Origin of the sequence: Brotaphodocola sp. (genome assembly GCF_050873065.1) — a bacterium.
Classification (GTDB): domain Bacteria; phylum Bacillota; class Clostridia; order Lachnospirales; family Lachnospiraceae; genus Brotaphodocola.
This window is the reverse complement of the sequence record NZ_JBNMIC010000090.1, coordinates 1-6,579: the sequence shown is the minus strand read 5'-3', so window position 1 is coordinate 6,579 and position 6,579 is coordinate 1. Positions and strand designations below refer to the sequence as shown.

7 protein-coding genes are annotated in these 6,579 nt (G+C 48.5%); 6 read left to right on the top strand and 1 reads right to left on the bottom strand.

Annotated features, from left to right (window positions below):
- Window positions 1–217: 217 nt before the first annotated feature.
- Window positions 218–1,117, bottom strand: a complete 900-nt coding sequence (locus tag ACR0QE_RS12860) for a GNAT family N-acetyltransferase (protein ID WP_432628736.1) — start codon at window positions 1,115–1,117, stop codon at window positions 218–220.
- 739 nt (window positions 1,118–1,856) lie between these two features.
- On the opposite strand from ACR0QE_RS12860, the gene ACR0QE_RS12855 reads away from it, so the two are divergent.
- From ACR0QE_RS12855 to pyrE, 6 genes are all read left to right on the top strand, one after another.
- Window positions 1,857–2,300 (top strand): CidA/LrgA family protein, encoded by a 444-nt coding sequence (locus ACR0QE_RS12855; protein ID WP_432628735.1) that lies wholly within the window; start codon window positions 1,857–1,859, stop codon window positions 2,298–2,300.
- 2 nt (window positions 2,301–2,302) lie between these two features.
- Window positions 2,303–2,992 carry an LrgB family protein gene (locus tag ACR0QE_RS12850; RefSeq protein WP_432628734.1) on the top strand — a complete coding sequence of 230 codons (690 nt, stop codon included), beginning with the start codon at window positions 2,303–2,305 and terminating at the stop codon, window positions 2,990–2,992.
- Window positions 2,993–3,270: 278 nt separating this feature from the next.
- A complete protein-coding gene (pyrF, locus tag ACR0QE_RS12845) occupies window positions 3,271–4,188 on the top strand; it encodes an orotidine-5'-phosphate decarboxylase (RefSeq protein ID WP_432628733.1) in 918 nt (305 codons plus the stop codon).
- Window positions 4,189–4,236: 48 nt separating this feature from the next.
- The gene (locus ACR0QE_RS12840) at window positions 4,237–5,004 is read left to right on the top strand and encodes a dihydroorotate dehydrogenase electron transfer subunit (protein WP_432628732.1); all 768 of its coding nucleotides are present in this window, start codon (window positions 4,237–4,239) and stop codon (window positions 5,002–5,004) included.
- Window positions 5,004–5,906, top strand: coding sequence for a dihydroorotate dehydrogenase (locus ACR0QE_RS12835; RefSeq protein ID WP_432628731.1), 903 nt, complete (start codon window positions 5,004–5,006; stop codon window positions 5,904–5,906). The genes ACR0QE_RS12840 and ACR0QE_RS12835 overlap by 1 nt, the downstream gene beginning before the upstream one ends.
- A gap of 57 nt (window positions 5,907–5,963) precedes the next feature.
- The coding region (gene pyrE / locus ACR0QE_RS12830) for an orotate phosphoribosyltransferase (RefSeq protein WP_432628730.1) at window positions 5,964–6,579 on the top strand (616 nt) is incomplete at its 3' end.

The following is a 6,579-nucleotide window of genomic DNA, read 5'->3' as shown; positions in this document are numbered from 1 at the left end:
TTTTGACACGAGCCGTATGTTATCGTTAATTCATTCATCAGAATGATTGATAATGAAAGTCTCATAGAAACGAATTAGTCTTATATACTTTCGAGCATATTTGGAAGTTCATGTATATGAGAACCCAACGAGCTTTAGCCGCTGGAGTGTCAGAGATTCAGAATCTTAGGGCTTTCAAAATCTAAATATATGATATATGCTGTACGATTTTGAGTAGTTAGTACAAATAATAGGACAGGCTTTGTGTGATTGCAAAGCCTGTTTTTTTGTACAGGGAGAGTGCAGGAGCATTGTCACCGGAAACCTGAAGAATGACACGTTTTACACCAAAATCAGCAAGTTCTTCAAGAAGCCTACGAACCAGAATGGTGCCAAAACCTTTTCCTCGAAGATCCTCTCGGATCTCGACATGGTGCAGGCAGACACAGGTTTCAGAAGTGCGTGTTGTCAGGCAGGAGCCAATGCAGCTGGTAGCATTCAAATCAGAAACGATGGACTCTAAAAAAACAGAGGGAGTCCCTTCTTCATTTTCTGCTTCTTCACGAACTTGGAGAGAAAAAGTGTTTTTACGGTTGCCTTTTTGAGAGATCAACGTCCATCGTGCAGTCTCAAAGAGAGTATGGTTCTGATTCGTACAATAAGAACTATCGCAAGGATTGTATCTGGAAGTTTCCATAGATGCGGGGATCTGGCAGGCCATCTCATATTCAGTGGAGAGGCATTCTGCTCCAAGTGCCTGCATGACAGCAAGACCATCTGTGCAGGAGTTTGGAAGCGGGAAAATGAGATCTCTTTCCCCCGCAAGAGTTTCTGCCTCCTCAAGCAGTGCAGAAAAATATCCCTGACGGCGGAAGGCAGGTGCTGTGACAGCACGGCATTCTGCTGTCTCCTCATCTAAAATCGAGAGAGCAAGAACAGCAGGAATGGAACCATCTGAACGCATCAGAAAGAGAAAAATGTTTTTTTCATCGTCAGAGAATGAAAACTCAGGCACATTCTCTCTATTCTGATGGCAGGATAAAATGAGCGAATCAAGTGTGGATAACTGAGAAGCATCCGGTGTCTGGGTAACAAGAATAGAAAAATCGGTATATGTGATGGTTTTCTGAATTTTCATAAATAAATCCTTTCGTTTGTTATAGGGTGTCCCCATTATTTTAGGTGATAAAAAATGCTTAAAGAAATGTGCCTTTTACATTGAATTCTGCCCTTTTATAGTCGTCACAGGAAATGTGTGAGCGGAATCTGTGACTTAGCAAGATTTTTCTTATTATAATAAAAATACACAAAGAATACAAGAAATGGGATTGTAGTTTGATGGGGGTGGTGGTAGAATAGCCGGGATGTGCAAATTTGGCGCAGATCATCATGCCCCGGTGTGAGATATCTGAGAATGCATAACCCAGAGTGGATGTCCCCCTCCTCTATAGGTGGGGGTATCACAAACTTTCCCAGGAGGGGAGACAATCCCCTTCGGAGTTATACGCTCCGCGAGATGCGCAGTGATTCTGATTGGAAGATGTCAGCAGAGCTGACCAGAATCACGCGCCAAGTCTTCGCGAGCGTCGACTTGAACGGATGCATTTGAGAGTGACAGAAGAAAGTTGTGTTGAGAAGATGGAAAAGGGCGACGAAGACGAGAAAGATCAGGCAAACCCGTTTTCGACGTCGGTGCTTGGGTTGCGTTGTCTGCAACCTTATGCACCGTTACGTCGAAATCCGGAGTGCGAACGTGTTTGCCTGACTTTACTCGTCGGAGGAGCCCTTAGAAGAAAGAGACGTCCAAAAAAAGGAGCCCTTAGAAGAAAGAGACGCCCCAACACACTTCCCCGGGCAGTACAAAAGGAGAGAGAAAAATGAAGTATGTGAAGGAGAGCGCGATTCTGTTCGGAATTACGCTGGTTGGCGAGCTGATGAACCTGCTGTTGCCTTTGCCGGTACCGGCAGGTGTGTATGGACTTTTGCTGTTGCTTGTACTTTTATGCAGCGGAATCCTTAAACTGGATCAGGTTGAAGCGACAGGAAATTTCCTGCTTGAGATCATGCCGATTCTGTTTATTCCGGCAGCGGTTGGCCTTATGGAGAGCGTGGATGCCATGAGGGCGATTCTGGTTCCGATGCTTGTGGTATGTACGGTTTCTACGATCATCGTTATGGTTGCGACTGGAAAGGTCACAGAGCTGATCCTTGCATTTGGAGAAAAAGAGGTTCGCGAGTATGACGAACATCATGAAAAGAACAACAAGAATAACAGCAGCAATAGAAGCACTGGAAGCAAGAAAAACAAGGGAGGCAGATAGACATGAGTGCAGTTCAGAGTTCTTTATATTTGGGATTTGTTTTGAGTCTTCTCGCCTATCTGTTTGGCGCATGGCTGAAGAAGAAATTTGGATGGGCGATCTTAAATCCGCTTCTGATTTCCGTGATTCTTGTGATTGCGATCTTAAAGATTTTCCATATCGATTATGAGACTTACAACAACAGCGGCAAATACATCAGTTATCTTCTGACCCCGTCGACGGTCTGCCTGGCAATTCCGCTTTACAAACAGTTGGAGCTGCTGATGAAAAATGCTGTTGCCGTGATTGCATCGATTGTGGCAGGCGTAATTGCGAGTGCGGGAAGTATCTTTGTGCTCTGTACGGTATTTGGACTGAGCCATCAGGAGTATGTGACCTTCCTTCCAAAGTCCATCACGACGGCAATCGGAATGGGAGTCAGTGAACAGGCAGGCGGTGTTGTGACGCTGACGGTTGTCTGCATCATCATCACCGGAATTTTCGGAAACATCGTTGCAGATGCAGTCTTTGCGATTGCAAAAATCAAGCATCCGGTTGCACGCGGACTGGCACTTGGAACTTCTGCCCATGCGATCGGAACGGCGAAGGCACTGGAACTCGGCGAGGTCGAGGGCGCGATGAGCAGTCTTGCGATTGCCGTTGCCGGACTTCTGACCGTAATCATTGTTCCGATGATTTCCGGTTTGATTTGATCGGATTCGCCAGGATTTGCCAGATTTCACCCGGATTCATCCAGATTTTTCCGATTCAGGATGCGAAGCATCGGCAAAATCCGTTGCTGTCTGCGTGAAGCGTGAACAGTAACGTCAATTTCAGGGGCTTTCTGCTTGAAAGGCTTTCACGGATATGCTAAAATGTTCCAAGAGATATCTGCTATACATTGCTATACACTGCTATACATATGTATAGCAAGCGATAAGCGATAAGCAATACAACAAAATAAAACGGACAAGGTATGAGGAGGACAAAGATGATTCAGCAGTTAATTGAGAAGATTCAGAAAACAAAGGCACCGATTTGCGTGGGACTTGATCCGATGCTCAGTTACATTCCGGAACACATTCTGAAGAAATCATTTGCAGAATACGGTGAGACTCTGGAGGGCGCCGCAGACGCTGTCTGGAACTATAATAAGGAGATTGTCGATCATACCTGGGATCTGATTCCGGCTGTAAAACCGCAGATTGCAATGTATGAGCAGTTTGGAATTGAGGGCTTAAAGGTTTATGAGCGCACCGTTCGCTACTGCCAGGAGAAGGGCCTGATCGTGATCGGCGATGCAAAGCGCGGCGACATCGGTTCTACTTCCGCTGCATATGCAACCGCTCATCTGGGCAAAGTGAAAGTGGGAAGCAAGGAGTACTCTGCATTCAACACCGAGTTCCTGACCGTAAACCCGTATCTGGGAACCGATGGCGTGAAACCGTTTGTAGATGTATGTAAGGCAGAAAACAAGGGAATCTTCGTTCTGGTAAAGACCTCCAATCCGTCAAGCGGTGAGCTTCAGGACAAACTTGTGGATGGCAGACCGGTCTATGAGCTGGTGGCAGACAAGGTTGTAGAGTGGGGCGCAGACTGCATGGACGGCGCATACAGCAATGTCGGAGCTGTTGTCGGAGCAACTTATCCGGAGATGAGCGCAATCCTCAGAAAGCTGATGCCGAAGACTTACTTCCTCGTTCCGGGATACGGTGCACAGGGCGGTACCGCAAAGGATCTGAAGGCCTGCTTCAATGAGGATGGACTCGGCGCAATCGTCAACTCTTCCCGCGGCATCATCGCAGCGTACAGACAGGAAAAGTATGCAAAGTTTGGTGCAGAGCATTTTGCAGAGGCATCCAGACAGGCTGTTGTGGACATGGTCGCAGATATCAACAGCGTTCTGTAAATTTCATAATTTTATTTATCTAATCTTGGAAATGAGGTACGGGTCGTAATGGGAAAGATCAAGATGACGGCATCTGTGGTCAGCCAGGAAGCGCTGACAGCAGATGTGTTCAGCATGTGGATTCAGGCAGAGGAGATTGCCTCCCAGGCAAAGCCGGGACAGTTTATTTCTGTTTATACGAAGGATCAGTCAAAGCTCCTTCCGCGTCCGATCAGTCTGTGTGAGATTGACCGCGAGCAGGGACGTCTGCGGATTGTCTACCGCACAGTCGGAGCAGGAACAAAGGAATTTGCGTCCTATCAGGCAGGCGATGAGATCGAGATTTTAGGACCGCTCGGAAACGGATTCCCGACAGACAGCGAGAAGAAGGCATTTCTGATCGGCGGCGGAATCGGAATCCCTCCGATGCTGGAGCTGGCAAAGACCTTAAAAGGCGAGCGACAGATGGTACTCGGATACCGGGATGTCCTCTTCTTAAATCAGGAATTTGAGCCGTATGGCCCGGTTTATCTGGCAACGGAAGATGGAAGTGCAGGAACAAAGGGAAATGTTCTCGATGCAATCCGCGAGCAGGCGCTTGACGCAGAAGTGATCTATGCCTGTGGTCCGACCCCGATGCTTCGCGCAATCAAGGCATATGCACAGGAACATGGAATCGAGTGCTGGCTCTCCCTCGAGGAGCGCATGGCATGCGGAGTCGGTGCCTGCCTTGCCTGCGTCTGCAAGTCGAAGGACGTGGATGACCATTCTCATGTGCACAACAAGCGAATCTGCAAGGATGGTCCAGTATTTGCTGCGCAGGAGGTGGAGCTGTGATGAATACAAAAGTGACGATTGCCGGTGTGGAACTGAAGAATCCGGTTATGACAGCTTCCGGTACATTTGGAAGCGGAGAAGAATACAGCGAGTTTGTGGATTTAAACCGTCTCGGAGCCGTGGTGACGAAGGGTGTGGCAAATGTGCCGTGGCCGGGAAATCCGACTCCGCGTATCACGGAAGTTTACGGCGGCATGCTCAATGCGATCGGTCTGCAGAATCCGGGCATTGATGTGTTCGCAAAGAGAGACATTCCGTTCTTGAAGAAGTATGACACGAAGATTGTGGTCAACGTCTGCGGAAAGACGACGGAAGATTATCTTGAGGTTGTTGAGCGCCTTGCCGACGAGCCGGTTGACCTTCTTGAGATCAACATTTCCTGCCCGAATGTCAAGGAGGGTGGAATTGCGTTTGGCCAGGATCCGAAGGCAGTTGAGGCGATCACAAAGGCAGTCAAGGAAAAGGCAAAACAGCCGGTGATCATGAAGCTCAGCCCGAATGTCACGGACATCACCGTGATGGCAAAGGCAGCGGAGGCAGGCGGTGCAGATGCACTCTCCCTGATCAATACGCTGACTGGAATGAAGATCGACATCAACCGCCGGACTTTTGCGCTCGCGAACAAGACCGGAGGAATGTCCGGCCCGGCTGTGAAGCCGGTTGCTGTCCGCATGGTATACCAGACCGCCCAGGCAGTCAAGATCCCGATCATCGGTATGGGAGGAATTGCGACGGCGGAGGATGCTTTGGAATTTATCATGGCAGGTGCGACGGCAGTTTCTGTCGGCACGGCAAACTTCTTTAATCCGTATGCGACGGTTCAGATCGCGGAGGGAATCGAGAACTTCATGAAACAGCATGGAGTTGAGGATATTCATGAGCTGATCGGCTGTGTGAAATAAGATTCAACAGACGAAAATCAAATAAGATCAAGACAAAATGAGAGGGGACATAGCGCTATGGAGCAGTATAAGAAAGAATTTATTGAGTTTATGATCGACTGTGAGGTTCTGAAATTTGGTGATTTCGTGACCAAGAGTGGAAGAAAGACCCCGTTTTTCGTAAATACCGGATTTTACCGCACCGGTACCCAGCTTCGCCGTTTAGGTGAGTACTACGCAAAGGCAATCCAGAGCGCTTTCGGCATGGATTTCGATGTGCTGTTCGGACCGGCTTACAAGGGAATTCCGCTGACTGTTGCGACGACAATGGCAATCAGCGAGTTCTACGATGCAGATATCCGCTACTGCTCAAACCGTAAAGAGGTGAAGGATCACGGCGATAAGGGAATTCTTCTCGGAAGTCCGATCAAGGACAACGACAAGGTTGTCATCATCGAGGATGTGACGACTGCAGGAACCTCGATCGAGGAGACTCTGCCGATCATCAAGGCCCAGGGCGATGTGGATGTGCTCGGTCTTGTTGTGTCCGTAGACCGCATGGAGCGCGGAAAAGACACGACTCACTCCGCACTCAAGGAGATTGAGAGAAAGTATGGCTTCAAGACAACCGCAATCGTGACGATGGCAGATGTTGTGGAGCATCTCTACAACAAGCCGTACAAGGGCCGCATCA

Excerpts from the sequence above, each read along its gene's own strand:
- ACR0QE_RS12860 (WP_432628736.1), bottom strand. The coding sequence starts at position 1,117 with ATGAAAATTCAGAAAACCATCACATATACCGATTTTTCTATTCTTGTT.
- ACR0QE_RS12855 (WP_432628735.1), top strand. The coding sequence starts at position 1,857 with ATGAAGTATGTGAAGGAGAGCGCGATTCTGTTCGGAATTACGCTGGTT.
- ACR0QE_RS12850 (WP_432628734.1), top strand. The coding sequence starts at position 2,303 with ATGAGTGCAGTTCAGAGTTCTTTATATTTGGGATTTGTTTTGAGTCTT.
- pyrF (WP_432628733.1), top strand. The coding sequence starts at position 3,271 with ATGATTCAGCAGTTAATTGAGAAGATTCAGAAAACAAAGGCACCGATT.
- ACR0QE_RS12840 (WP_432628732.1), top strand. The coding sequence starts at position 4,237 with ATGGGAAAGATCAAGATGACGGCATCTGTGGTCAGCCAGGAAGCGCTG.
- ACR0QE_RS12835 (WP_432628731.1), top strand. The coding sequence starts at position 5,004 with ATGAATACAAAAGTGACGATTGCCGGTGTGGAACTGAAGAATCCGGTT.